The organism is Flammeovirga sp. EKP202 (genome assembly GCF_014534745.1).
Classification (GTDB): Bacteria; Bacteroidota; Bacteroidia; order Cytophagales; family Flammeovirgaceae; genus Flammeovirga.
The window spans coordinates 1-26,882 of the sequence record NZ_JACVVP010000023.1 but is presented as its reverse complement, the minus strand read 5'-3'; the positions used below and the strand labels follow the sequence as shown (position 1 = coordinate 26,882).

Annotated in this window: 22 protein-coding genes, 1 pseudogene and 1 CRISPR repeat array; of the genes and pseudogenes, 17 read left to right on the top strand and 6 right to left on the bottom strand. The window is 34.8% G+C overall.

Annotated features, from left to right (window positions below):
• The first annotated feature begins 6 nt into the window (after positions 1–6).
• Positions 7–444 (top strand): MarR family winged helix-turn-helix transcriptional regulator, encoded by a 438-nt coding sequence (locus tag IC221_RS15215; RefSeq protein WP_188169786.1) that lies wholly within the window; start codon positions 7–9, stop codon positions 442–444.
• A gap of 61 nt (positions 445–505) precedes the next feature.
• Positions 506–1,444, top strand: a complete 939-nt coding sequence (locus IC221_RS15210) for an NAD(P)H-dependent oxidoreductase (protein ID WP_188169785.1) — start codon at positions 506–508, stop codon at positions 1,442–1,444.
• A gap of 135 nt (positions 1,445–1,579) precedes the next feature.
• On the opposite strand, the gene hpt is transcribed toward IC221_RS15210, so the two are convergent.
• Positions 1,580–2,128, bottom strand: a complete 549-nt coding sequence (hpt, locus tag IC221_RS15205; RefSeq protein ID WP_169655670.1) for a hypoxanthine phosphoribosyltransferase — start codon at positions 2,126–2,128, stop codon at positions 1,580–1,582.
• 205 nt (positions 2,129–2,333) lie between these two features.
• On the opposite strand from hpt, the gene IC221_RS15200 reads away from it, so the two are divergent.
• From IC221_RS15200 to IC221_RS15190, 3 genes are read left to right on the top strand one after another with little or no spacing between them, the layout of a single operon-like run.
• Positions 2,334–3,011: a hypothetical protein gene (locus IC221_RS15200; protein WP_188169784.1), complete on the top strand. Its 678-nt coding sequence runs from the start codon at positions 2,334–2,336 to the stop codon at positions 3,009–3,011.
• Positions 3,012–3,017: 6 nt separating this feature from the next.
• Positions 3,018–3,881 carry a hypothetical protein gene (locus IC221_RS15195; protein ID WP_188169783.1) on the top strand — a complete coding sequence of 288 codons (864 nt, stop codon included), beginning with the start codon at positions 3,018–3,020 and terminating at the stop codon, positions 3,879–3,881.
• A gap of 2 nt (positions 3,882–3,883) precedes the next feature.
• Complete coding sequence (locus IC221_RS15190) at positions 3,884–4,429, top strand: hypothetical protein (protein WP_188169782.1); 546 nt, start codon at positions 3,884–3,886, stop codon at positions 4,427–4,429.
• On the opposite strand, the gene IC221_RS15185 is transcribed toward IC221_RS15190, so the two are convergent.
• From IC221_RS15185 to hisE, 5 genes and pseudogenes are all read right to left on the bottom strand, one after another.
• Positions 4,424–5,266, bottom strand: a complete 843-nt coding sequence (locus IC221_RS15185; RefSeq protein WP_188169781.1) for a DUF4249 family protein — start codon at positions 5,264–5,266, stop codon at positions 4,424–4,426. The two genes, IC221_RS15190 and IC221_RS15185, sit on opposite strands and share 6 nt — an antisense overlap.
• Positions 5,267–5,273: 7 nt before the next feature.
• On the bottom strand, positions 5,274–7,874 hold the full coding sequence (locus IC221_RS15180) for a TonB-dependent receptor (protein ID WP_188169780.1): 2,601 nt from the start codon (positions 7,872–7,874) through the stop codon (positions 5,274–5,276).
• A gap of 383 nt (positions 7,875–8,257) precedes the next feature.
• Positions 8,258–9,763 carry a helix-turn-helix domain-containing protein gene (locus IC221_RS15175; protein ID WP_367397772.1) on the bottom strand — a complete coding sequence of 502 codons (1,506 nt, stop codon included), beginning with the start codon at positions 9,761–9,763 and terminating at the stop codon, positions 8,258–8,260.
• Between the two features lie 398 nt (positions 9,764–10,161).
• On the bottom strand, positions 10,162–10,512 hold the full coding sequence (locus tag IC221_RS15170; RefSeq protein ID WP_188169779.1) for a hypothetical protein: 351 nt from the start codon (positions 10,510–10,512) through the stop codon (positions 10,162–10,164).
• 65 nt (positions 10,513–10,577) lie between these two features.
• A pseudogene (gene hisE, locus IC221_RS15165) lies at positions 10,578–10,838 on the bottom strand (phosphoribosyl-ATP diphosphatase); the annotation flags it as partial.
• A gap of 326 nt (positions 10,839–11,164) precedes the next feature.
• Here hisE and IC221_RS15160 point away from each other — a divergent pair.
• The 12 genes from IC221_RS15160 to cas2 all read left to right on the top strand — a co-directional run bounded on the left by IC221_RS15160 (position 11,165) and on the right by cas2 (position 23,256).
• A complete protein-coding gene (locus tag IC221_RS15160) occupies positions 11,165–11,776 on the top strand; it encodes a hypothetical protein (RefSeq protein ID WP_188169777.1) in 612 nt (203 codons plus the stop codon).
• A gap of 243 nt (positions 11,777–12,019) precedes the next feature.
• A complete protein-coding gene (locus tag IC221_RS15155; protein ID WP_188169776.1) occupies positions 12,020–12,514 on the top strand; it encodes a hypothetical protein in 495 nt (164 codons plus the stop codon).
• A 292-nt stretch (positions 12,515–12,806) separates the two neighbouring features.
• Positions 12,807–13,340 carry a helix-turn-helix domain-containing protein gene (locus IC221_RS15150; protein WP_188169775.1) on the top strand — a complete coding sequence of 178 codons (534 nt, stop codon included), beginning with the start codon at positions 12,807–12,809 and terminating at the stop codon, positions 13,338–13,340.
• 237 nt (positions 13,341–13,577) lie between these two features.
• A complete protein-coding gene (locus tag IC221_RS15145; protein ID WP_188169774.1) occupies positions 13,578–14,513 on the top strand; it encodes a YafY family protein in 936 nt (311 codons plus the stop codon).
• Positions 14,514–14,571: 58 nt separating this feature from the next.
• The gene (cas6, locus tag IC221_RS15140; protein WP_188169773.1) at positions 14,572–15,399 is read left to right on the top strand and encodes a CRISPR-associated endoribonuclease Cas6; all 828 of its coding nucleotides are present in this window, start codon (positions 14,572–14,574) and stop codon (positions 15,397–15,399) included.
• Between the two features lie 16 nt (positions 15,400–15,415).
• Entirely contained in the window at positions 15,416–17,995 is a 2,580-nt protein-coding gene (gene cas3 / locus IC221_RS15135) for a CRISPR-associated helicase Cas3' (protein ID WP_188169772.1), read from the top strand.
• Positions 17,988–19,739 (top strand): hypothetical protein, encoded by a 1,752-nt coding sequence (locus tag IC221_RS15130; RefSeq protein WP_188169771.1) that lies wholly within the window; start codon positions 17,988–17,990, stop codon positions 19,737–19,739. The genes cas3 and IC221_RS15130 overlap by 8 nt, the downstream gene beginning before the upstream one ends.
• 40 nt (positions 19,740–19,779) lie before the next feature.
• Positions 19,780–20,721: a DevR family CRISPR-associated autoregulator gene (locus tag IC221_RS15125; RefSeq protein ID WP_188169770.1), complete on the top strand. Its 942-nt coding sequence runs from the start codon at positions 19,780–19,782 to the stop codon at positions 20,719–20,721.
• Complete coding sequence (locus IC221_RS15120; RefSeq protein WP_188169769.1) at positions 20,721–21,395, top strand: hypothetical protein; 675 nt, start codon at positions 20,721–20,723, stop codon at positions 21,393–21,395. The genes IC221_RS15125 and IC221_RS15120 overlap by 1 nt, the downstream gene beginning before the upstream one ends.
• 67 nt (positions 21,396–21,462) lie before the next feature.
• Positions 21,463–21,981, top strand: coding sequence for a CRISPR-associated protein Cas4 (gene cas4 / locus IC221_RS15115; protein ID WP_188169768.1), 519 nt, complete (start codon positions 21,463–21,465; stop codon positions 21,979–21,981).
• Complete coding sequence (gene cas1b, locus IC221_RS15110) at positions 21,978–22,982, top strand: type I-B CRISPR-associated endonuclease Cas1b (protein ID WP_188169767.1); 1,005 nt, start codon at positions 21,978–21,980, stop codon at positions 22,980–22,982. Before cas4 ends, cas1b begins: the two co-directional genes overlap by 4 nt.
• A 13-nt stretch (positions 22,983–22,995) precedes the next feature.
• Positions 22,996–23,256 carry a CRISPR-associated endonuclease Cas2 gene (gene cas2 / locus IC221_RS15105; protein ID WP_188169766.1) on the top strand — a complete coding sequence of 87 codons (261 nt, stop codon included), beginning with the start codon at positions 22,996–22,998 and terminating at the stop codon, positions 23,254–23,256.
• Positions 23,257–23,461: 205 nt separating this feature from the next.
• Positions 23,462–26,836: a CRISPR direct-repeat array (repeat unit 30 nt; unit sequence ATTCAACAGCAACCTATGAGGTATTGAAAT).
• Positions 26,837–26,882 lie beyond the last annotated feature (46 nt).

Here is a 26,882-nt window from a genome sequence, read left to right as displayed (position 1 = left end):
AATAGGATGGGTGATCAAAGTAAATCTTTTCAGGAATGCTGTTTGTATTTCGCAGCCAATTCACTTTCCCGCTTTATAGGGAATATTGCTAACGATGCATTTAGAGCTACAGGCTTGCAGACTTCTTATGCTCATTTGTTGTTATTGATTATTGAGGAGCCAGGTTTGAGCCAAGGGGAAATCAGTCATAAAATGAATTTGAAACCTTCGACAATCACACGATTTATAGACAAGTTGATCACGATGGGTTATGTGCAGCGTTCACAAGAAGGTAGAACAGTATACATTCATCCTACAGAAGAAGGGATTAAAATGAAACCAAAATTAGATCAAGCATTGGCAGATCTTTTTGATAAATATTGTGAGGTTTTAGGGAAAGAAACAGCAGTTAAATTGACTGCAGACATTCACAAGGCTAATCAAGCTTTAGGAGAAAATGAATAGGGAAATTAATTCTCTATTTTTTTATAAAAACATTTGTATGTACAACTAATAAAGATAAGTTATGAAAACATTAATGATTGTAGCACACCCAAACTTAGATAATTCAATCGCGAACAAATACATTTCGTCATCAATCCAAGATAAAGTAAAGGAGATAGAAGTAAGAGAGATATTTAAATTATATCCAGATTATAAAATTGACATTGAAGCAGAACATGAAGCATTATTAAAAGCAGATACAGTTATTTTCCAATATCCATTCTATTGGTATAATATGCCTGCGATCTTGAAATTATGGTTTGATGAAGTGTTCTCCTTTAACTTTGCATACGGCCCAGAGGGTGATAAACTAAAAGGGAAAAACTTTTTATTGAGCTTTACAGTAGGAGGGCCAAGTGATGCCTATTCGCCATTGGGTTACAATCACTTTAGAATTGAGGATTTCTTAAAACCAATGGAGCAGTCGGCTTATATGGCTCAGATGAATTATCTAGATCCAATTTACGTGCACGGTATGGTTTACGTTCCAGGCGTATACAATACACAAGAGATTGTTGAGCAAAGAGCCGAGAAACAATTGAAAAGCATTGTGGAAACATTAAATGCTTTATCGAATGCTGACCCAGAACAAAAAATTAAAGATTTTATAAAGGAGTGGTTTGCTCAGTTTGATGTTTTAGGTGATGAAGGGTATTTCACTAATCATCTTCTGAAAGATACAGTTTTACAATTTCCTGAAGGAAAATTTATTGGTCATGAAGGTTTTAAAGAGTGGTACGATGGCATCAGGCAAACGATAAAACCGAATAACAAGCACTCGGTCAAATCGATTGTAGTTACAGAAAGCAATGGCCTTTATAATGTTGATTTAAATGTGAGCCTAGAAGCTGAATTGACAAGTGGAGAATCGTTGAATTTGAATGTCAAGGAAGATTGGAAAGTGGAAATTACTCGAGATGGCAGAGTGAAAATTCATGAATATATTGTAAAACCACTTTAATGAAATGAATGACCCTATGGTAGTAAATTCTAAATAATCGACGAGTGTACAATATTAGGGGCATTTAGAAATACAAAAAGGCTTTCAGATTTTTATTTTCTGAAAGCCCTTTTAATATATCGTTTTTAGAGAGGCTTATGCTTTGTCTTTCAAAACTAAAATCTCAGGAATATTTCTTCCGAAGTGATCATAGTCCAATCCATAACCTACAACAAAGCGAGGGTCGATTTCAAAACCAACATAATCAATTGTGATAGGAATTTTCAAAGCTTCAGGCTTGTAAAGTAAAGCACAAACTTTTACAGAAGCAGGCTTCATTTCTTCAAGATCTTTTAATAAAGCTTTCATTGTACGTCCTGTATCCACAATATCTTCTACGATGATAACGTGTTTACCTCTAACGTCAGCTTCATTAAAACCGATCAATTGTTTTACTTTACCAGTACTCTCAGTACCTTGGTAAGAGGAGTATTTTACAAATGAGATGTCAATTTCCAAATCGATCTCTTTTGCAAGGTCTGATGTGAACATGAATGAGCCATTCAAAACGCTGACCATCAATACATCTTTTCCTTCGTAATCTTTAGTGATTTGTTGTCCAATCTCTTGATTACGTTTCGCAATTTCCTCTTTACTGATAAAAGGAACGAATTCTTTATCTAATACTTTTGTGACTTTAGCCATGAGTGTTTCTCTATAAGACTATTTTGATTACTCTTTCTTGATAGATTAAGAAAGTAAAAGACAAATATAGTATAGTGCGTCCAATAATAATTGTGAGTATTTCCTAAATGATTACTTTATCTTAAATTTTTGGAATTTTCATTCAATTGATTCAAATTTATATAAGCATTTTTATAATCAAATTCTAACCCCTTAATACTTATCTATGTCAGATCAAGAAAACGTTGGGTTCTTTCAGAACTTTGTCAACAATATTGAAGATTATATCAACAACTTAGTTACACTAGATATAAAGACCATTGTCGGTGATTTCCATGTCAATGGAGAGAAAGACGAAATCGTAAAAAAAGAAGGAACGGACTATAAAGTAATGAATAGCAAAATTCACCTTTTGAAAGGTGATGTGACTTCTTATGTAAGTAATGATCTAGTGCAAGATAGATATGCATGGGTTCGAGATTTTCATGCTCAAAAAGAACAACATGGTCATGCTATTATTAATGATAACATCAAGGCAGTCTATAGTTTATTTGAGTTGTATGCAAAAACGAAGGGGGTAGATGTACCGCCTGCTGATTCTTTTTACAGCAGTGCAGCTTCAGCACCTCAACAAGTTTTGCCTACAGCTACAGCACAACCTGCTCTTTCTTATAATCCTGAAGAAACGGCATTTGATCCTTCGCAAACGGCGGCAGCAGCTCCTGATTATGAAGCAGCAGCATTTGACCCAGCTTCTACTGCAGCAGCAGAAGAACCAATTGCAGACGCTCCAGCCTTAGATACTCTTCCAATTGATTACGATGCTCCCGCTGCTACTTCATCTGATGAAGGGACTTCAGCGGAAAGCGACAATGAGGAAAATACTAAAAAAGAGGAAGAATAGAATACAATGGAGAAATCCCTAAAGTCTATCGCCAATGAGCTATTAACTTTAGAAGTTAATACCATTTTAAAAGAAAATACTACAGGTGCCAAAATGCCTGTCAATAAACGTTTGGCCTTAAGAGACATCATTGAGAGGTACAGAAAAACATTGATAGAGTATGGTATTTGTGAAAAAGCCAAAGGAACACCTCCTGCTATCGATGCTTCTGGTAAAGAGAAGTTTTTGTTGCGTTTTGAAGGAGCTGGTGAATATTCTTTTTATGAAGTAAAGAGAGCAGCCCAGGAAGGAAAAAGGTATTATGAGTCTTTGTTGCCTCGTATGCAAACGGATGAGCAGTCTGAAAGTTTGAAAGAAAGAATTCAGATGCTTTACAGAATCGAGCGACAAAGTGCCAACTTTATCGGAATGTTCAAAATGCAACGTACTAAATTAGCCATTGAAACAAAGCAAGGGCAGAGAGGATACGATGATGAATTCCATGATGGAGGTGCAGGTCAATATGAAAAGTATCCTTCTCAAATGGGTTCACATAAATGGAATAATGATATTTTGCTTCGCGAAATGAATGAAGTGGAAGAACTGGATTTGGGAACGGAACAGATAACGCAGATCCGTAAAGCTTGGGAATTGGGTACCCAACAGGTTTTACTTCAAACAGTGGTGCAGATTGATGGAGATGTAACTTCCTACCTCACTCCTAAGTTTGTTAAGCTTCCTCCTGAATTGAGAACGATGGTGATGAATTTCCATCAGAACTCGACCAATGAAGCAACTGGACACTGGTCTTCATTCTTCAAGGTGCTGACAGATTTGACTGGAAAAGCATTTTCATCCATTTTCGGAAATAATAAAACTACTGAATCATAAACATGACGAATTGGGAGGTATTTAATGCAAAACTCAAACAACTCAAAGCATCAAAGGATGCGGCTGAGATGTTGGTGGAAACTTTCCAAAACGGAGGGGTAGAGATCAATACCCCTCTGCTTTTAAAAACTGGAGGGGAATATAGTTTTATGACCGTAATTCAGTTGGATGCAGATGTTTTTAATTATATTCCTAAAATGACAGACACTGAAATTCAACTTAATTCCAGTCTCATCAAAAGGGCGTTAAGAAGGCATTGGTATGAAGTAGAATTCGCTTTTTTTAAGTTGAAAACTAATCAAGAATTTTGGGATGCTTTATCTTATTTTTTAATGACTTTGGCCAATTCAATATCAATTCTCTATGCTATCGATTTTCATAACGCCGTAGAATCTATATTGAGCATTGTCGTGGCTTTTTTATCATTTTACTTTAGAAAAAAAATCAAAGAATACATTAGCCCATATCTGATTAGAGGTGGTTTTAAGGTCTATAAGTTTGCACAGCCTTTGTTGAAAAAATACTTCAAGAAAAAACTCGCACTATAAAGTATCTCCTACAGCAAAAACTTCAGAATCGTCAACTCCTTCTAAAGAGTAATAACCGAAAGATTGATCGCCTGCACTACTGATAAAATTACTTCTAGGGTTATCCGCAGAGGTGTTGGTGCCTGAAACATCAATTAGATTATTGAGTGCTCTATAATAGTCGTAGGTATCTCTAGTGAGTGACTTGAAGTGGACTTGAATTGTATCGCTTTCAGAGAAGTTTTTGCTTGTAAACTCCACAAAAACAGACTTTCCATCAATTCCCTGATCAGTATAAAGAGGTACTTTGTTATTAGATAGAAGGACAAATTGCCCATTGATTTTTTGGGAAACCCTCCAACTATAGTAATTTCTTTCATTTTCGGGATCCGTGAAAAATATCCTTAATACGTGTTGATCGGGTTCGTTAGTAGATTTAAAACCGATAGAATCTATGGGTACTTTTGTCGGCATTTTCATAGAAGCTTGGTAGAGTGTATCGGGGTCTTCAATACTACCAGGAAGATAGACCGAGAAAAAGTAAAATTGATCTTCTTCAAGCTCTACATTATTTTGTGCCTCATACACTGCACCTACACTTGAAGTGCTGACGTAATTAAATGAAAAAGAGGTTGTATTGTTTGATAACACCACACTGGCGTTTTCAATGGGAGGGAAGTCTATAGTATCATTAAACCCTAAAGATTTCGATAAAACGACCCTAGAAATAACATTACTTTCAGAGATATTGGCATCAATAATAGTACTTGGTTCACCACTAGGTAAGTCGAGTTTGACGGGTTCTTCACACCCTATTATCGTTAAAAATAGTACTATAATTAGGCAGTAGTATTTCATTGTTTGTTTAGAATTTAAAATTGTAACTGAACGAAGGAATGATACTAAAGAGATATACCTTTACAGTTTCCAGTTCTTGTGGGTTATTGTTTTTACTTCTGAAAATATAAGAATAGGTATTCTTACGTGCATAAACATTATAAATAGAAAAATTGAAACTACTTTCATTCTTCTTTTGTTCGTTCATCTTTCTATAGAAAGTCAATGAAATATCTAAATGATGCGTACTTGGCAGCCTTGCCTTATTTCTGTCTCCATAAATTGGAACTACGTAACCTTCTTTATAATACTTGCCAATAGGGGCAGTATACGGTCGACCAGAAGCATAATTCCAAACAGCAGAAAACTGAATTTGTTTGGAGATTTGGAAGGAAGCTAAAATATTAAAAACATGGCGTTGGTCCTGATTTGTTGGATACCAATTGCCATTATTGATTTGAGGTATTTTTATAAAAGAAAAACTATAGGTGTAGGAAACAGATCCGGTAAGTTTTCCTTTTCTTTTTCTGAAAATGGATTCAACACCATAACTTTGACCAATCCCGGTAGTAACGTCAGTTTCTACATGATCGGTGACGATGTACCTACCATTGGGTTTAAATTCTAGAATATTATCTGAAGTTTTGTAATAAGCATCCAATGAAAAGTCATACATATTATCCCTTGATTTGGTCAAGTACCCAATTGAATATTGGTTATTGATCAGTGGCTTGATGTATTTGTTGGAAGGAATCCAAACACCAGAGTTACTAGGAAGTGTAGTCAAAGCCAACTCTTGAGCGTATTGTGTCATGCGATCATAGGCAACACGAACAGATTGTTGTGGAGTAAGGGCCACACTCACTGAAAATCGAGGGTCAATATTATGATAGGAATGATCAAAACTAATTCCCGAATTTCTCACTGTATCAATAATATTACCATCAGAAATACTATCCGCTTGCAAAAGGAATGGTTCAATATCATAGATATATTCTCTTTCATTTCTGACATTGTCAAATCTAGAATAGCGTAAACCAAGCCCAACTTTTACCTTTTGATTCATATTCCATTCAAAATCCATATAGGCACCGGACTCTACAGCTCGTATGTCTTGAGGATCGTTTGGAGTGACAATCGATTCTTCATCAAAGGGTGTAATACTACCTTGATTGTAGGTATGCAAAATGCTTTCAATTCCCGCTTTGAGTGTGATATCAGGAGTGAAGTATTGTTCTACTTTGTACTTTAAACCATAATCGTCCAAAGCGTAGGTAGTTCTGTAGCTTGTCTCTGGAATATTATTGACAATATTGGCTACGTCATAGTTGGTATACCAAAAAGTAAGGTTACTAAAGGTCTTTGGAGAAAGCAAAGAAGACCAAGTAACATTGGCAGTCTTATTTCCCCATTCACTTGATGAAATATTTTGAAAAGCTAATTTGTCTCTACTGAAATAAGCAGAGACAGAAAGTGTATTTTTCTTATCGAGTTGAAACTTCAATTTGGAACTTAAATCATAGAATAAAACCGTATTGATTTCGCCTCTTGTAGAACTAGAGAGTAAATCGGTATAAGGCCTTCTTCCTGATATAATAAATGAAGATTTATCTTTTATAATAGGAACTTCTAATGTCGCATTGGCTGACATGGTTCCAATTCCGCCTGAAAATCGAAGTTTTTGATTGTTTCCTTCTTTTAAATGCACATCAATGACAGAAGATCCTCTACCACCATATTGAGCAGGAATACCACTTTTATAGGTTTGTACATTTTTAAGGGAGTTGGTATTGAAAATCGAGTAAAATCCTAAACTATGTGTCGCATTATAAATGGGTACATTGTCAATTAAAAATAGGTTTTGATCAGTACCACCTCCTCTCACTGAAATTTCAGAACTCCCTTCATTGGCACTTTTGAAGCCAGGCATTAACTGTAGAGATTTCATGACATCGCCTTCTCCCAAAATTAAAGGAAGCTCGTTCGTTGCTTCAGGTGTAACGGTAGTGATATTACTCAATTGTAATATACCATCGTAAACCTCTGAGTTACTTGAAAGTACTACAATTTCTCTAAGTTTCGTTTCTTTGACTTTTAGGTTGAGGTGCATTTCCGTTTCCCCTTTTACGTCAATGATTGTATCAAGATTGACATATCCTAATGATTTGATCGAAACAAGGTATTTTCCCGCCGGGACAGAGATGGAATAGAAGCCATTAAAGTTACTTACAGTACCTATGGAAATATCTTCAAAAAAGACCGTGGCTCCAATGACTGTTTCTTGTGAATATTGATCTCTGATGATACCGTTGACAGGATATCGGGTGAGTCTTCGTCCTTCTTTTGAATCTAATGGAATTCTGATGACAGACACAATGACATCGTCTCCATCCATTCTGTATCCTAAAAATTTCCCATCAAAAAGTGCTGTTAGTACTTCTTCCAGTGTGGCGTTTTTCTTTTGAAAAGTAAAACGATTTACTACAGGTAGGTTGTCATCACTATAAATGAAATTGAGATTACACTCTTTGGAAAGGGTATGAATAGCTTCTGACCAACTGACTTCATCAAAATCAAAGTCATACTTCTCCTTTACTCTTTTTTGAGCAAAAAGGAGGGAACTACTCATACAAATGAAAAGTATTAAATAGAAAATATGTTTTGTGCGTAATGTCACGAAGATTTCTAACGATGAAAAAGTGTAAGCAGTTGAACATCTAAAATTGGGATAAGTTGGATAGTATTTTTTAGTCTAGTCAGAATAGAAAAGCATAGTCACGGCTATGTGCTGATATTCTCACACCAAGTAGAGTAAAAAAAGAAAACCCAAAACTTCTGATTTTAATTATACAACAGCTTAAGTACTAGAGTTTATTGATACTTAATTATTTAAAATACAGAAGACGAAGAAATTTCAAGAATTGAATAATTCCATGAATCTCTTCGTCTTTTTAATATGTTATTAGCAACCGGAATTGCTAAGTTATACTCAACAGCAGAATTATTCTTCGCCTAAGATACAACAGGTTTTCCTAAAATTGCTTCTAAAGCAGAAATTCTTTCTTTTTCTTGTTGTTCTTTTTTCAATACAATAGAGTCGGAAGCTCTCACTTGACAGTCTACTGATGGACAGCGTTCACATGTCTCATTGACAAATTCCATTCTTACTTTTTCAGATTGCCATAATTTGGACTTTTCTCTGAAATTGTCATTGATCAAGAATCCAATTGTAATACTGGTATCGATGGTTTCGTCTACTAATGGTAATGCTCTTGCAACACTGATACAGAAGTATTCCTTACCTGAAGTAATGTATCTTGACGTTTGGGCGTCACAAATATATTCGTCTTCTTTTCCTTCTGCTCTAGCTTGTTCAAGATCTTCAAAAATCTTCAGAGAAACCCATCTTCTACAATAGTGCTCACTTAATACAGTGCCGTGTGGACTGTGCAAACCATCAAGGTGAAGCTCTTTGGTGAGAGAATAACGATTGGAGCCTGGAATGTGGTCTAGTCGTAAGAAGAAGATTTTACTTAATCCAAAATGCTTTGGAAGAATACTTGTAAGACGGTGAAGGAAAGTCTCTGGAGAAGTATTATGTTTTACAATTAAGTCTAACATTTTCTCATTAGAGAAGGTATTGCTATGTACAATTCCTTCAAGGTCTTTGACTAAAGCTTCCTCAGGTACTAAAAATGCCCCAGCAAAGTAGGTCGCCATATAATCATTGAAAAGCATATCAAATGATTTCACCTGCATCCAAGAGTAGGTCATTGACCTTTCTTGAAGATTTAAAACCTGAAAGGCAGCTTCACGTGCATAAATAAACGTACGTCTTCTAGCATTCAGCTTTTTATTGATCATCAAGACGTGCGTACCATCATCTTCTACTTTAATTACTGTTCTTAGAGTATCTAAAGCTTCGTGTTCAGAAAGGCTTTCTTCATCAATTCTATAATTACAAAAAGTAGTAAGGTATTGGCGAAGTTGAATTTCTAAAGGCTTCTCATCATCAATGATTTTTCTTCTAAACTCATTGGCTGCAAATTCAACATGCTCAAAGTAATTGTCATGGATTTCCTGATAAGAACGTAACACCGAAAAGTAAAAGTTCTCTACGGTGAGGTTGTAATTTCTAGAAATCTCAATGATGGTATTGATGAAAGCAGAAAGTTTGGAAGGAGCATCAGACATTAACTCCAATAAATTTCTTGGCTCTAAACCAAAAACATCAAGTGGTAATTCTTGAAGGATATTAGAGTTCAATAACTTTGAAATTGCCCCCAATTTTTTGGAAATCTTCAAAGACACCAACTCATCATAAGATACTTTTAATGCAGCTGCGAGTGATGTTATTTTATTTCTCTTCGGGTATTTTTTTCCTTTTTCAATTTCGTTGATATAGGAAACAGACATTTCAGCCTTTTTTGCTAATTCCGATAAAGATAATTTCTGCTCTTGCCTATGCATTCGGACTTTCAAACCGAAAATAAGGCGTATATTTTCTTCTAATATCACAGGATATATATTGACTAACTTGGTTCCTAATTTGATTTTCTAATACACTCAGCACCAACACTAATGATCCACAACACTCGAAATCATCGGTATAAGCACCCTTTCATCTATTCAATAGTAACAAGATACTATGTAATCACGATCAAAAATACTTTATGGTGACTAATAAATGTAAAAATAGCACAGTTTTAATGAAAAATCGGATTTTTTGCGAAATTTCGCTTTCATTTAGTATTTCGTTTTGTTAAGTTTGTAATATCAAATAACAAAACACTGATTTGTTACTGTAAGAATTTCTACTCAGTAAGATATTTTACGCTGATAATCAGATATATAATTTTTCGTTTTCAAAAAAAGGCTACCTTTTCAGAAGGTAGCCTTTTTCGATTCCGTAAAATTTATGAAGCAAAGAATACAAACAATCCACTGACAAAAACCAACAAACCCGCCGCTGCAATAGTTGCAGTACCATAAGCTACAAGGTCTTTTGCAAGATTGGCCTTGCTCTGAGAAACTACCGCTTTGGAGTGTCTCGTTGCAAAAGCAATTCGTATTCTATTCTTTTTTTCTATTGGCCAAGAAACCATATCCGTACTCATCTCCACTACCAAATCAAAATCTTCCCTCAGTTCATGGTCAATCGTCAGCCTCCTCAAAAGTGTTTGACTTTCAACGGGACTCAGTTTTCCATTGAGATACTCCTCTATGAGCTCAAAGTTTTGAAATGATATAGATTCTAAGGTTTTCATGTGTTTCTTGGGTAGTATGTTGTTTTGTTCTATAATTTAATCAAAATCAAGCATACTTACATAATTTACTTGTGACGTTCTTCTAAAATTTTTGTCACATCTTCTAAACTATAACCTTTAGCACGTAATAGTACAATATAATGGTACATTAAATCGGCCGCCTCATTTAAGAATAGTTCTTCACTATCATCCTTTGCTTCGATGACTAATTCTACCGCTTCTTCACCTACTTTTTGAGCAACTTTATTGATTCCTTTTGCAAATAGACTACTTGTGTAAGAAGTGTCAGAAGGATTATCATGTCTGTCTTTGATGGTCTGCTCTAAAGCTTCAAGAAATTTTATTGACATAGTAACGTGTAATTGTTTTGTTAACTTAGTGTAATCTTTATTAATACACTCGATTTGAAGTACAAAGGTACAGATTTTTATTTTTCAATAATTATAAAAATGACTTTTTACGTACTTTTAAGGTCTACTTTCAACATCATCCCTCTTAATTCATTATTCTACATTTTTCATTCTTAATTATAAATTACTAAAGAGACTTTTTGATTTCAATCTATTTTATAACCTTTGCAAAAATAAATTTATTATAACATTCAAGTGGATTCACGAACAAGAAGACACTTCCAATAATAACGATTGAAGATATGGCACTGAATACACGCGTTTTTGTTTCTGATGTAGACAATTTAGGAGATGGAAGATATTGTGCAGGAATGGGAGTTGAATTGATTGGCTTTCCCATTGAAGCATCACATAAACGTTATGTGTCTCCTGATAAGTTTAAAGAAATTGCAAGCTGGTTAGCAGGTATCAAATTCGCTGGTGAGTTATACGAAACTGCCGATATTAACCTTGAAGAGTATGAAGCAATTGATGTTTTAGTGACAGACAATCCTGCTTTGGTCAATGATTTATCGAAATTAGGAAAGCCTTTAATTTTCAGAATTAAAGTAGAAAATAACCTTTCAGAAATCGAACAACAAATGTCAATCTTGGAGCAACAAGTGGAGATGTTCCAGTTGGAGTTTGACGAAACGTTATCAGAGGATACTTTAAAACAACTGAAAACATTTACTGAGGAATATAAAATCTTAATCGCAGGTGGTTTTGATGAAAACTCAATCAATGATGTTTTAGAAACTGTAAACCCTGAAGGTATCGCCTTAAAAGGTGGTTCTGAGGTCGCAGTTGGTGTCAATACTTTTGATGGATTGGTAGAAGTAATTGAGGCTATTGAAGCAGATGAGTGGGAGTAGTTTTTAGAATAAAATACTCAAAATAAGAAGGTATTAGAATGGAGGAAATTCATTTTGATACCTTTTTTGTATTGCTATTTTCATAGTGTTTTGATGACAAAGACGGAAAAAAATTGCATTACTGATTTAAATACATTAACATTATATCAAATTTAACTATTCTCAATTGCCAAATACATAAAGCTAGCTGACGATTTATGCAAACGCACTGAGAACGATTCTCAACTTAACAAAAACAATATCATGTTGAACATACAAGATAAAAACGACTTGTTTGCACGTGTGGCATCATTATCATGCACAAATGAAACTGAAACGCAAACTACTTACGATGCTATTCACCAAGAGTATAAATACCAAAACTCTTCAAATGTTCTGAAGGATATTTCTACTGAAAGAAAGAAAAATCGTTTTGAAAGCAGAACGACAGAGTTGAACGAAAAGAAAAATCAGCTTTCTTATGTAGAAGACGAGTTGACCAATATGCAAACTACTCACTCTAAGTACAAAGCGAAGGTTGTGGAAAAGAACAAATTGGTTGCTGATATCAGTGACTTAGAATTAAAATTGGAACAAAATGATGGATTGGAAGTCTATTTCGATCAACTAGACAACATCATGAAAGAAGCCGAAACGGTTGTTCTTTTAGAACTTTTACATCATATTAAAGATCATGCATCTACTAATGCCTGGACTTTAGTGGACCATGGTATTAAGGAATTGGAAATTATAGCTTAAAAAAAGTAAGCCGGTATGTCAGCTACCGGCTGAATTATTAGGACTTCAGTCTTAGAACAACTTAAGTACAAGGACAAAATTATTGGCATAAAATGACGTGCACCATGACTGAAATCATGGGCTAGTGATACTCACTCCACCAACACTAAAGTGTTGCCTTTGTTTTCAACCTTTAAAACTTTAGTCTTGATTAGGTTGTTTTATCACCTGCCCATAGTTTTCACTATGGTGCAAGTAATACCGATTACTTCTGTCCTAGAACTATTTATCTCTCAACTTTACTATTTCTTTAATGCAACTCACAAAACCTCAAAGAATTGAACTTCAAATATTACTTGAAGCAAAACTTTCCAAGAAAAAAATTGCTAAAGTTTTAAATGTTCATCTCTCAACAATCTACAGGGAGATGAAAAGAAATAGTTTTGAAGGAAAGTATAATGCAGAAAAAGCAGATCAGTTGGCCTTGGCGAGAAAAAAAGTGGTAGGAAGCCTTTCCAAAACCACTAAAAAGCAACCCCTCAAAAGGAAAAATAAGTATGAACTCTACGCTGATCGACGTTTTATTTATTGGAGATCTGATACACCGAGAAAAAGAAAGCAGTATTTGTTTCTTCAATACAGGTATTATTGGAAAACACAACGTTATAAAATAAGATTGGGGTTTGAAAAAACATTTCATTATCTCAATGACATTCCATTAATGGAGTTGTTAATCACACATCTTCAAAAAGAACAGCAAACTACTCACTTCTCAAAACCTCCAACTAAAACTCTTCCTTCAATTCTTTCTACTTTACAAGAACACTCTTACAACAAAGTAGCCTGATACCATAGTGTCAAATGCAATAAATTCTACCCTAAACCTTATCATTTTAGGGTAGAATTCTATAACTCTTAAAGAATTTTTACTTCAAAGTGCTTCAAAACTTAGTTTTTAGAAGCACTTTTTTTTGTGTAGTTAGATTTTCGCATTTGCTCACGATAGTTACGTTCTTATTGTTAAGTTTTCCTAATAGGATAGTGTGTTAAATAAGTATTTATTAACTATATAACATTAAAGAGAATGACAATCTCTTTTGAGCGAACAACAAATTGTATTAAAACCAATATGCCTACTCCTAAGAAACAACTTTATAGAATTATTGAGATAATTCGGTTATTAGAAACAACAGGAATATCATCAGAAGAATACCAACAAAAATTTGGAAAACATAGAAATCAATTTAAAAATGATAGGGATTTAATAGAAGATATGTATTACCCGTTGACAATAGAATCTAGGTGTGAAGCTTCAAGGGTAAAGACATTTTATTTTTCAAAAGACCAGAAATTCCGTCAACCACTGTTATCATCTTCTGATAAAGAATTGTTATTTGAGCAGCTTCGATTATTAAAAGAGAGCGATTATGAAGCATTTAGAAGAATTAATAAAAGTGTCGACATATTAATTAATGATTCTATTCTAATTCCTGATAATCGCTTCTTTCTGTATGAGAAACTGACTTTTGCAATCCAAAACCAAAAAAAGGTCCGTCTCTATAATTATATATCAAGAGGTGAGGTGAAAGATTATGAAATTGAACCGATTGAGATCACCCCTAATAAAACACAAGTATATGCTTATGATTGTGAGGCTAAGGTTTGTAAAACATTCAAGCTTTCTAGAATTAACGGAATAGAGGTATCAAAAGAGCAATCTATTCATCAGCAACATTATGTTATCAAATTTCATGATTCATTTGGGTTTTCTAGCCCATTAGAAGAAGTGCTACCTGTAAGCTTTAAAATGACGAAAAGAGCCAATAATATATTTTGTGAAGAGTTTCCTTGTTCTTCCAATGAAGTGAAAAAGCTATCAGACAATCAATATGAATTCAATAGTAAAGTGGGGAAGTATACTGGAGTGGGCCGTTTTGTGTTGGGAATGTTAGATCAAATATCAGATGTTCAGCCTCAAGAGTTTAGAGATCATCTAATAAAAATCATGAGAAATTTTTAATGCACAGTAGGATAGTGCATGTAGAGGATATATTTGAATTATGATAATATAAAATATAATGCGGTTAAAATTAAAACTAAAATGGAGACAAAATGGCTTTTTAAAAAATCATTATAAAGCATTCATTCAAGCTTTTATTTATAAAATGATTCAAGCCAATAATGAGATGTTTTCTTACTTTCTCCATAATGTAGGTTACAAACATGGAGAAAATAAAACCTTCAAACATTTTACTTTTTCTGATTTGTATTACGAATCTGGAAAAGCACTTAGAGGTAGAAGAGATTTTCATATTTCAACACAGGAAAATGTAATACTTTACCTTTCATTTTCTATTGATGATATAGCCCAGCACTTTATCCAAGGTATGTTTATGAAGCAAAAGGGCAGGTTAGGGATGATGGATTTTGAAATAGTAGGTGTAGAGATTCAACCAAAGCCAACCTTTCTTTCTAGTCAAAAATATGAATTATTAAGCCCGATTTTTTTGAGTCAAGTAGCCGAAAGAGATGCTTTTTTAAATCCTTTAGCAAGAAAGGAAAACTTTGATAGAGAAAAGGACAAACATCAGTATTACTACTGTCCTCTTCATTTTGAAAAGTATAAAGCTTTTTTCTTTAAAAACTTAAAGGAAAAGATAGAATCCCATGCTTTTGCACATGGAGAAGATAAAGACATTAATACAGATAATTGGGAAATGACATTAGAACAATATTTCTCTCCAAGAGCTGAAAGAGCAAAGCCAAAAGATAAACGTTCCAAACTTATTGGACACTATTATTCCTTTACTTTTTTAGCTCCTGTAGAAGTGCATGAATTATTGTATGAGTGTGGAGTGGGTAGTGAAAATGCTTTAGGGTTTGGGATGGTGGAAGTTATTAGATAATTAATGGTATATAATTATGACTAAACAACTTAGTATGTTAGCTTTAGAAAAGCTAATTATTGATAGTTATCAAAAAATATTAGGTCATCCGCCCTATTCATATCAGCTCGAAGTAGCAAAACAGCTATTAATGGGGAATAATGTAATTCTTTGTGTTGACACTGGATCAGGAAAGACATTAGCTTCAATAATGCCTTTTTTAATTGCAATGGCTAACCCAGAATTTTCTTTCCCACGAAAAATAGTTTACAGCCTTCCTCTTCGGACTTTGGCTAATTCTATTCATAATGATATAAAGAAGTTATGTGGTAAATCTTTTGAAGTAGTATTACAAACAGGTGAATATGCTGAAGATCGACACTTTGAAAGAGATATTATTTTCTCTACAATTGATCAAACATTAAGTAATTTTTTATCCTTCCCTTTAGCATTGTCCAAGCGTGAAGCTAATATTAATGCAGGAGCCATCATCGGGAGCTACTTGGTCTTTGATGAATTTCATTTGCTTGATACTGAACGCTCAATGGCGACTTCATTAGGAATGCTCAAAAGCATGGGTAACCTCACCCAAACCTGTATTATGACCGCTACCTTAAGTGAGAATTTCAGAGAATTTATTCGAACCAACTTAGAGAATTATAGCATAATTAGCCTAGATGACTTTCCTCAAGACCGAGCAAAAATTGGAAGTCTAATACCCTCAAAAAATAAAAAGACTTTAAAAGTAGAAAAAGGAGAATGCATTAGTGCAGAAAAAATACGAGATAAGCATCCTAAAAAGAAACGTTCCATCGTAATCTGCAACAGGGTAGAAACTGCACAAGACCTCTACATGGATTTGAAAGCCTTACAATCAAAATGCGATGACGCAGACTTTAAAAATGCTAAAGTCATCTGTTTGCATTCTCGATTCTATCCCGAAGACCGAAAAGCCAAAGAAGAACAGCTCAAAAGACTCTTCGGAAAAGACGAAGAAGGTAACATCTATCAAGATACGAACGCCATTCTAATAGCCACCCAAGTAGTCGAAGCAGGTATAGATATTTCTTGTGAAGTCATGCACACAGAAGTATCTCCCGTTAATTCATTTTTACAAAGAGTAGGACGTTGTGCCCGATATAAAAACGAAACAGGAGACATATATGTTTATGATATCCTTGATGAAAACGAACAGCTTAAGATTGAAACAGACGAAGAAGAAGATCAGAAAGAAATCAATAAAATTAATTCAAAATATCTGCCTTACGATAAAGAGCTTTGTTCTCGTACACTCGAAGAACTGGCCTCATACAATAACTTGGATGGAGACACACCAAAACAACTCATCGAAGAAGTTATGGGTAAAGATGAAGTAGAGAAGCAAAGAAAACTTGAAAGCTCCTTAAGTAATTCAACTATAGCCAAAAACTTTGGAGAATGTTGGTTGGACTGTAATAAAAACCATTACCGACAACGAATCCGTGATATACAAAGTGTAGAGCTAGTTCTTATTGGAGATCAAGAGGAAGAAGAAGTCATACAAAACCCCGATACCTTTCAATCAGTCGGACTCTTTAAATGGAGCTTGGTTGGTTGGCTCAAAAAAATTACAAATGGAGAGGGTCCTTTAGCCTTTGATTCAGATATTGACTGGCTAGCCAAAGAGTTAAAAGAATGGGACAACTTTTTTGATAATGACGAAGGTGAACAACTAAGCCTAAGCGAAATTCAAAATGCAAAATTCTATACTGATAAGATTTTTCTCAATAAAAAATACTTCGGCTACTCATCCGAAATCGGCTTGAACTGGACACATTCCGCAACCTTCGGAAAAGTCGCCCGACGAGCAAAAGAAAAGGAGACAGAAAAAGAAAGTTTCTCTTTCAAAAAAGATAGCTTCGAACAGCATAACAAAGCCTTGCTAGGAGCTTTCTATGTTGAATTTTTAGGAAAAGGAGAAGACAAACTCGACTTCATCTTTACCCAAATGAAAGAGTATTTGGACGATGAAAACCTAGACAAAACAAGCTTTATCCGTCTGATAACCTTTATGTTCCTACTTCATGACTACGGTAAACTTAATAACGCTTGGCAAACACCAATGCAGACTTACCAAGCCCTTAAAGAAAGTATCCCTCTGCAAGACTTTAATGAAGTATTGGGGCATACTGATTTTGATCCAAGCTCAGCTCAAGATTGGCAATTAAGCAAAGTTGAAAGACTAAACAGTAGACCTCCACATGCAGGTATTGGGGCTTTAGTAGCTGAAGAATTGATAGGTGAACAGACAAGCAATCCCTATCTAGAAAATATGCTTCCTTTGGCAATTGCTCGTCACCATCATCCATTAAGCTCATCAAACACAACATTTAAAATATCAGATAGCAATTACAAAGCTTTCCAAAACCTGTTGGATGAATTTGGCTTTAACCTATCGCCCGATCGGAGTGGTGAGAGGGATGAATTTGATTTTGAGGATTTTGAAGAGATCAAAGAAGCGGTTATCTACTTTTTCTTGGTTCGAATCCTAAGAATTTGCGACCAAAAAGCCACCCAAGATTATGAAAAATACGCACCTTATGCGGAAAGTCTAAAAAAATACTTGAACGATGTATAAAAACTTTTTTGTCAAAAAAACATCAGGCACTTATGCCGAAACATTGGAAGCCTATGGACTTGCCATCTTGTTAAAAAAAGTCACCCAGGAATTATCCTTAGCGATCAAGGTAACACTTATAGATAAGGATGGGTATTACCTACTCACATTGGATAAGGAAATCACTCAACAAATGTTGGAGGGATTATCCTACTTTCCTTTGATAAAGTTCTTGATAAAGGATGAAACAACACTAGCACCTAAAGAGCTAGGTCAAGATGATTATTTTGATTATCCAGCACAAAATGAAATAAAAGATGGATATAAGGAAAAAGCACAACTCATTGAAGAAAATGAGAAATTGAGCAGTGAAGAAAAGAAGAAAGCTTATGCAGACCTTAACGAGCTACAAAATAGTGAGTTTAATGAAAAGCTTGATAAAGCCTTTGATGTTTACAGAGAGCTAAAGCGTAATCCTTATAGTGCTTACATGAGTGCGTATGAGAACCTTACGATGAATAAAGAAAACTTTGCTTCTATCATCAAAAGTCTATTGGAATATTACATAACAGGCATAGAAGGCAAAATAACATACTCACTTAAGGCAAAGAAAATCACATCACAACAACTTCTCAACCCTTATCAAGGAAAGGGCTTAAACAAACCCAAATCAAATGACGGGGGAATGGGAAATCTCAAATCTTCTTGGATTACTGAAAGCATGAAGATCATAGGAGCCATAGAAGTAATGACCATCCAATTCATCAAAGTAGGAACTGACTTTGATCTCAAGATTTATGTTCTTGACTTTAAAGTAACAAACATTGGCATAACAGGACTACCATTGATTGTAGACTTCAAAAGAGAGTTGAAAACAAACTCTTCGGTCAAGCTTGATATACTCAATATGTTCCGATTGGTAACGCTTTTTATCAAACATGACAAAGAATACAAAAAGAAGCCAAAGCAAGTAATCAATGGTTTCCATACCGTTTATCAGAAGAAATTGGGATTCAATCGTGCTGTAGCAAACATTTCATTTCTAGGCACCCCCAACTTTATCGAATATAGCAACAAGCAAGAAGCCCGAGACTGGATAACCATTCTCGAAAGCCAAGAAAGTATCATCAAATCTATAGAAGAAAACGGAGATGCTATTCAAGCGTTACAAGCCTACAGAAACTTTTTGAGTAGTACCAAAAGTAGTTCTTTAGACGACTTTCATCAATTCTACAATTGGTACGCAGGCTACTTGGTACGCTCACTAGCCAACGAAAAATACTATATCAAACCATTCAGAGTAGAAACACTTTCAAGATTCTATCAAAATATGCAAACAGAAAACCTCGATCTCATGCAGATCATCGAAAACGAAGGCTTTAAAGCCGTAGCCAAAGCTATTCGTAAAAGTACAGTCAGCTTGCAGTACACCCCAAAGGAAAATCGTAAATTCGAAATCCGTTATGGACTATCACAGCAGTTGCAAAACAAATCGAAATCCAAAGAAGATTTGACCACTTTCATAGGAGATTTTATCAGTACCTACAATGCAGAAACTGCTCGTTTTGTAGAAAAACAACAAAAAGAAGTCGAAGCAAAAGAAGAAACATATTTTAGAGCAAATGTAAAGGTCTCTGAACTCAATCAGTTCTATGACTTGGTTAATCAATATTCATCTCGCCTTATTGGAGCTTTACTTACTTCCTATGGATTTGCCCTAGAAGGTACTGAAAGAAAGGAACTATCTAGCCAAGAAAACAAATAGTACAGAAAAAAATGAATCACCTCTAAAAAAAATAAATAGCATGTCTGAAAAAACAAAAATCGCTAGCCTATCCATCAGTGCTGAAATCACACTGAATATGCACTCGCTCAACAACGAAGGAGGAGAAGGAAATCAAATCATCACTCGTCAAGTCACAGTAGTAGATGACAAAAAAGAACCTCATACCGTCAATGCCATATCGGGAGATATGTTCAAGCATATTCACGCCGGACATCAAGCCAACTATTGTGTCGAGAATGCCTTAAAACTTAGTGAAAAGGCAAAATTGTTAAGCCCTGATAGAATTAGTGCAGATGAGTTAAACAAAGTAGTCAAAGAAAAATCACAAGCAGGTGTACAAGACGGAATCATTAGTACATGTACTATTACCGATACACATGGTGTATTGATGGTTGATGACGTAAAAGGAATCAAAAACACCCCTCGCAAATCCTTAGTTGAATTTGGTTGGACGATTGGAAAACCTACTGTATCTGATACAGAAACACATTTCCATATGCGTGGTGCAACACAAGATAGCCCTAATCCAACGCCTTTTAACAGACCAACCAATCATGGTGTCTATGCTTTTATCTGTAGCCTTGACCTTTACAAAATTGGTTTCAACGAGTTCAAACGAGAATACCCAATTGAAGAAAGTGAACGATTAGAACGTTATAAATCCGTGATGATGGGACTCTTGAATAGTGTACTTAACCCAAAAGGTGCAATGACCAGTACACAAAAACCACACATCACTAATTTTGCTGGAGTTATTACTATTTCTGAATCCATGACACCAGCACCAACGGTCAGCCCGCTTAATGATACTTATGATACACAAATTCTGAAAATCACAGAAAACTTGAACAAGATCGATAAAAAAGCGAAACTACAATGTTTGTCTTTCAATAGCATGGATGAGTTCACTGAAAAAATGGCGGACCTGATCAATGAATATGAACCTTACCGAATCAGCTAATGCCTAAATTTTCAGCCAAATTTTTACCGACTGCCCTTTTCTCCTTAAAGAACAGCAACGCCACCAACTCTGGGGCGAAGTCATTGCTATTACCTTCGCCCTATTCAATAAAAATGGCAATCTTGAATCAGGCAATTTTGGTAGGCAATGATTTGGAGGTATTGGAACAGAAAAAAAGTACAGTCTTTGATTACATCAAACAGGCTAAAATAACCTACCATATCGAGTCGGGCAGTTGTTTTTCTGTCAACAACTCTTTTCTGAAAATCCACAAGCCTGCCCGAAGTGGAGGTGGATTTCAGCAAACAGTCGCTTATCGGGAATACGTTCATATCTCCAATCCCATCGAACTGATCTTCGAGGTAACATCAGAGGAAGCAGAAACATACCTGAAAGAGTATATCTTTCGAATTAACTACTTTGGCAAAAAAGGCTGTTTCTTCCAATTCTTGGAATATAGCAACAGCCCTCAAGAAGCTAATGTTAAACCCTTCGATATTAACGAAGCCCCTGTCGGTATTCTACAAGAATATGATGATTTTGATCCTTCGGTAAGCTTTGAACAAGTCAACAGTTACAGTTCAAAGAAAACTAAGAGGAAAAAAGAGGTACTGGTTTTACCTTTGAAAAGTACACATACTTCCAAAGGCTACACCGTTTACGAATGTATTTAACAAATTAGAAGTTACTTTATAAATACAACTATAAAGTAACTTCGTCCATTCTTTAGACAATAAGAAAATGGATATCACCCCAACCCTCATCGCCTACCTCCATCTCTGCCATCGCAAAATGTGGTTACATGCTAAACATTTGAGAATGGAAAGTTCATCAGACTTAGTAGCAGAAGGAAGATTGATTGGAGAAACTACATATCCCCAACGTGCTGGAAAATGGCAAGAAATTGATTTGGGAATAGGAAAAATCGATTATTTTGATGCGAAAACAAATACTGTTCATGAAGTCAAGAAGTCCAATAAAAAAGAGCAGTCACATATTGCTCAGGTGAAGTACTATCTGTATTTGTTAGAGAAAATAGGAGTAGAAAACCCAAGAGCGGTCATTGAATACCCCAAACTTCGGATTGTTGAAAATGTAGAATGGGATAGTGCTACAGATACCATTGAGGTAGAGCAATGGTTACATACTGCGGAAAAGATTTTACAGGGTACATGTCCTCCGAAATTATCAAAAAGTAAATGTAAAAAGTGTTCCTATTTTGACTTTTGTTGGAGTGGGGAAGAAACGGCTGAGTTATGAAAAAATCATATTATTTATTTAACCCAGGAAGGTTAAGTAGAAAAGATAATACGTTGAAATTTGTTCCTGTAGATGAAAATGGAAGGGAAGGACAAGCAAGGTACTTGCCCGTTGAGCAGGTCGGCAACTTGTATGTGTTGGGTAGTTTAGATGCTAATTCAGCTTTGTATAATTTTTTAGGGAAAAATGGTATTGGAGTTCATTTTTTTGATTACTACGAACATTATACGGGTTCTTTTTATCCTAAAGAATATCTACAGGCAGGGCAGTTGAATGTTCAGCAAAGTTTACATTATGCGGATTCCAAAAGAAGAATACAAATCGCTCAAGCTTTTATTGATGCGGCTTCTTTTAATATGCTCAAAACAATAAAATATTATCACAATAGGGGCAAGGATCTTACAGCTTCAATATTTGCGATAGAAGAATATAGAACACGTATCTCTTCCACAACACAGATAGATGAATTAATGGGATTGGAAGGTAATATAAGACAGTCTTATTATAGTGCTTTTACAACGATAAGTCCAACTTTTCCATTGTTTAGCAGGGAAAAAAGACCTCCCACTGATCCTATGAATGCGTTGATTAGTTTTTCTAATATGCTATGTTATACAGCTTGTTTAGATATGATTTATCATACACAATTAGACCCGACCATTAGTTTTTTGCATGAACCAGGTGTACGCCGCTTTTCGTTAGCATTAGATCTTGCAGAAGTTTTTAAACCTGTTTTAGTAGACAGAATGATTTTCTCTTTGGTCAATAAGGGAGTAATACAGCATAAAGATTTTAATGCTGAAATTAATGCTTGTCTATTGAAAGAAAGTGGTAGGAAAAAAGTTTTACAAGCTTGGGATAAAAAATTAACAGACACGATTAAGCATAGAAGTTTAGGTAGAAACGTTAGTTATAAACACTTAATTAAATTAGAGTGTTACAAAGTCAGTAAACACTTGATGGATATTGAGCCTTATATTGGATTTAAATGTTGGTGGTAATACAAAGAGAACTATGTATGTAATATTGGTTTATGATATGAATACAAAACGAGTAGGTAAAATGCTTAAACTTTGTAGGAAATATCTCAATTGGATTCAAAACTCTGTTTTTGAAGGAGAATTAACAAAAGTACAACTTGAAAACTTTAAAGCAGAGGCAAAAGAGATTATGAAAGAAGGAGATTCTTTGATTCTCTTCAAGAATAGGGAGCAATACTGGCTTCAAAAAGAGGTAATCGGTGATGAAAAATCATCTATTGATAATTTCCTTTAGTCGTCGGTCCCTAAGTTGTTTATTGGTTCGTTCTTTGACATTTTGTAATAATTATTGAAAACAACTCCAAAACAGTATAAAAACGAGGTTGTCGATCTAAGGGGGAAATCTTATAATTGCCTATCGACGATATTTTTTGATAAAATAAAAAATCAAACCTCTTTTTTATGTATGTTTGGGGTATATTATGTCGTCGATTCGACGGATTCAACAGCAACCTATGAGGTATTGAAATAGAAAAAGACAGCATCATTCATCTCCACTTCAAAATTCAACAGCAACCTATGAGGTATTGAAATAAAAAGCTTAAAGTCTTAGATACTAATCCAGATAACATTCAACAGCAACCTATGAGGTATTGAAATTGGGAATTGACATTAAAAACGAGTGGGAGTGGAAAAATTCAACAGCAACCTATGAGGTATTGAAATTTGTAGAATATGATCTTATTGGAGTTCTTGATGACATTCAACAGCAACCTATGAGGTATTGAAATATACATGACGTATTCTTCAGTCGATCCATCGACTTTATTCAACAGCAACCTATGAGGTATTGAAATTCTCTCTCAGTCACACCTGCAGGTAGACTTTTGGGAATTCAACAGCAACCTATGAGGTATTGAAATTTCAAACTGCCTTTGCTGTAGCACGTACAGGTATGATTCAACAGCAACCTATGAGGTATTGAAATAAATCTAACTGCTTAATTTGCTTAGACTCTACTGAAATTCAACAGCAACCTATGAGGTATTGAAATTTCACTGATGTTTTTAAAAGCATGGGTGAACAAATATTCAACAGCAACCTATGAGGTATTGAAATTTATGAGAACATAGGGGGGACGAACCAGGAGCTTTAATTCAACAGCAACCTATGAGGTATTGAAATAAAACAATCAATCTATTGACTCAAGGTAAATCAATATTCAACAGCAACCTATGAGGTATTGAAATAAAGTAAAAACGAAATTGGTCGTTGCATTAGATAAAATTCAACAGCAACCTATGAGGTATTGAAATTTAACAAATGAATCAAAAATAAATCTTTGGAAGGATATTCAACAGCAACCTATGAGGTATTGAAATTGGGTCAAAACTCACATTTTTGAAACCATCTTAATATTCAACAGCAACCTATGAGGTATTGAAATTCTATTTAAGGATGTTAAAATCCCTGCACACTGGAATTCAACAGCAACCTATGAGGTATTGAAATTTGGTATCTGGCAGACCTGGTTGGATTAACTGAAATATTCAACAGCAACCTATGAGGTATTGAAATTCGATAGGAGTACCATACTGATGATTGGTCTTTGAATTCAACAGCAACCTATGAGGTATTGAAATATCATCGTAATATCTACTATTCTTCACATCTTCAAATTCAACAGCAACCTATGAGGTATTGAAATTACAAAGATTAATAATCTGTATATCTGTTGTATATTATTCAACAGCAACCTATGAGGTATTGAAATAGTGCTGTAATTTTGGTAGTTTACGCTTATCACAAATTCAACAGCAACCTATGAGGTATTGAAATGTTGCAAATAATAAAACATTACTGTCACAAGAAATATTCAACAGCAACCTATGAGGTATTGAAATCAAAAACTTGAAGATACTCTAAAACCTGTAGAGTCGATTCAACAGCAACCTATGAGGTATTGAAATTGGGAGGTTGGTTATTTGATAACGGTGGAGGTCAAATTCAACAGCAACCTATGAGGTATTGAAATTTGAGAAAAGATATAACAATGTGCCCGTTTCTAGTATTCAACAGCAACCTATGAGGTATTGAAATAAAAGAAGAAAGTAGACGAGTCTGAAAAAGAAGACAAATTCAACAGCAACCTATGAGGTATTGAAATAAGCACGTTCGTCTGCTGTACGGCATTTATTGAAATTCAACAGCAACCTATGAGGTATTGAAATAAAGTTGAAAAGTTCGCTCTTCTTCTTCATGGAACATTCAACAGCAACCTATGAGGTATTGAAATGGATATGGTGCAGGAGTAAAGCTTGATGTTTATTCGATTCAACAGCAACCTATGAGGTATTGAAATAGAAACAGGCATGACGAGACGTAACCAAGAGAACGCATTCAACAGCAACCTATGAGGTATTGAAATACCATCAATGACGATTCTAAAAACGAATGGATGATAATTCAACAGCAACCTATGAGGTATTGAAATTGAAAAGAGCGATTCTAATTAGAAATCAGGATACCGATTCAACAGCAACCTATGAGGTATTGAAATTCTGGAATTACAGAGACAAACGGAGTGTACGACATATTCAACAGCAACCTATGAGGTATTGAAATAAAAAGCTAAAAGTTTTAGACACTAATCCAGATAACATTCAACAGCAACCTATGAGGTATTGAAATTCTTAACTGTAAATTAACTTCTACTTTTTCATTGAATTCAACAGCAACCTATGAGGTATTGAAATATTTTCAATTATGCAAAAGCGATGGAAGGGGATTTAATTCAACAGCAACCTATGAGGTATTGAAATAACTCCTTAATGTTGATTTGAGATCTGAAACAGAATTCAACAGCAACCTATGAGGTATTGAAATTTACAGAGCAGAAATATATGGCAGGGTTAGTAGATCATTCAACAGCAACCTATGAGGTATTGAAATATAAGAACAATACAGAATATTTTAAAAACTACAGATATTCAACAGCAACCTATGAGGTATTGAAATATGGAACCCGTTAAGCCAGCAACAAGAATACCTGATATTCAACAGCAACCTATGAGGTATTGAAATGAGAGTAAAACAATTTGTATACGCTAGGGAATATAATTCAACAGCAACCTATGAGGTATTGAAATGTGTCACCACCTAATTTCCCAGCAACGATGAGGTCAGATTCAACAGCAACCTATGAGGTATTGAAATTAGATTTTATACTGTTTTGGAGTGGCGATAAATCAAATTCAACAGCAACCTATGAGGTATTGAAATGAAAGTAAAAAGGAGATTTAAGAGAAAAGACAGAAGATTCAACAGCAACCTATGAGGTATTGAAATATGGAAAGCGTTAGCACTTCCTAATATAACATTTCTATTCAACAGCAACCTATGAGGTATTGAAATTTGGGAAGAAATACTTATTATCTAGGGCTTGTATACATTCAACAGCAACCTATGAGGTATTGAAATTCAGTGTGAGACTCAACAACTTGTCCCCAATTTTTAATTCAACAGCAACCTATGAGGTATTGAAATTCAACTCAAGGTTTGATTTTCTAACATTTCGAATAAATTCAACAGCAACCTATGAGGTATTGAAATATAATATCTGTTTCTCTGCAACTGCCGATGATTACTATTCAACAGCAACCTATGAGGTATTGAAATTTTAAGTAAATGTAAGTGGAACCTTCCTTTAAAGCATTCAACAGCAACCTATGAGGTATTGAAATATGTTACTTTAACTTTGCTGAAAAAGTTTGTGATGGATTCAACAGCAACCTATGAGGTATTGAAATAAATTTAAAACTTACAAGTACAATAAGAGGTAACGAATTCAACAGCAACCTATGAGGTATTGAAATGAGCGATTGGGGATCGTGCCCTCTGCTCTCTGCAAGATTCAACAGC

Excerpts from the sequence above, each read along its gene's own strand:
- IC221_RS15215 (WP_188169786.1), top strand. The coding sequence starts at position 7 with ATGGGTGATCAAAGTAAATCTTTTCAGGAATGCTGTTTGTATTTCGCA.
- IC221_RS15210 (WP_188169785.1), top strand. The coding sequence starts at position 506 with ATGAAAACATTAATGATTGTAGCACACCCAAACTTAGATAATTCAATC.
- hpt (WP_169655670.1), bottom strand. The coding sequence starts at position 2,128 with ATGGCTAAAGTCACAAAAGTATTAGATAAAGAATTCGTTCCTTTTATC.
- IC221_RS15200 (WP_188169784.1), top strand. The coding sequence starts at position 2,334 with ATGTCAGATCAAGAAAACGTTGGGTTCTTTCAGAACTTTGTCAACAAT.
- IC221_RS15195 (WP_188169783.1), top strand. The coding sequence starts at position 3,018 with ATGGAGAAATCCCTAAAGTCTATCGCCAATGAGCTATTAACTTTAGAA.
- IC221_RS15190 (WP_188169782.1), top strand. The coding sequence starts at position 3,884 with ATGACGAATTGGGAGGTATTTAATGCAAAACTCAAACAACTCAAAGCA.
- IC221_RS15185 (WP_188169781.1), bottom strand. The coding sequence starts at position 5,266 with ATGAAATACTACTGCCTAATTATAGTACTATTTTTAACGATAATAGGG.
- IC221_RS15180 (WP_188169780.1), bottom strand. The coding sequence starts at position 7,874 with ATGAGTAGTTCCCTCCTTTTTGCTCAAAAAAGAGTAAAGGAGAAGTAT.
- IC221_RS15170 (WP_188169779.1), bottom strand. The coding sequence starts at position 10,512 with ATGAAAACCTTAGAATCTATATCATTTCAAAACTTTGAGCTCATAGAG.
- IC221_RS15160 (WP_188169777.1), top strand. The coding sequence starts at position 11,165 with ATGGCACTGAATACACGCGTTTTTGTTTCTGATGTAGACAATTTAGGA.
- IC221_RS15155 (WP_188169776.1), top strand. The coding sequence starts at position 12,020 with ATGTTGAACATACAAGATAAAAACGACTTGTTTGCACGTGTGGCATCA.
- IC221_RS15150 (WP_188169775.1), top strand. The coding sequence starts at position 12,807 with ATGCAACTCACAAAACCTCAAAGAATTGAACTTCAAATATTACTTGAA.
- IC221_RS15145 (WP_188169774.1), top strand. The coding sequence starts at position 13,578 with ATGACAATCTCTTTTGAGCGAACAACAAATTGTATTAAAACCAATATG.
- cas6 (WP_188169773.1), top strand. The coding sequence starts at position 14,572 with ATGCGGTTAAAATTAAAACTAAAATGGAGACAAAATGGCTTTTTAAAA.
- cas3 (WP_188169772.1), top strand. The coding sequence starts at position 15,416 with ATGACTAAACAACTTAGTATGTTAGCTTTAGAAAAGCTAATTATTGAT.
- IC221_RS15130 (WP_188169771.1), top strand. The coding sequence starts at position 17,988 with ATGTATAAAAACTTTTTTGTCAAAAAAACATCAGGCACTTATGCCGAA.
- IC221_RS15125 (WP_188169770.1), top strand. The coding sequence starts at position 19,780 with ATGTCTGAAAAAACAAAAATCGCTAGCCTATCCATCAGTGCTGAAATC.
- IC221_RS15120 (WP_188169769.1), top strand. The coding sequence starts at position 20,721 with ATGCCTAAATTTTCAGCCAAATTTTTACCGACTGCCCTTTTCTCCTTA.
- cas4 (WP_188169768.1), top strand. The coding sequence starts at position 21,463 with ATGGATATCACCCCAACCCTCATCGCCTACCTCCATCTCTGCCATCGC.
- cas1b (WP_188169767.1), top strand. The coding sequence starts at position 21,978 with ATGAAAAAATCATATTATTTATTTAACCCAGGAAGGTTAAGTAGAAAA.
- cas2 (WP_188169766.1), top strand. The coding sequence starts at position 22,996 with ATGTATGTAATATTGGTTTATGATATGAATACAAAACGAGTAGGTAAA.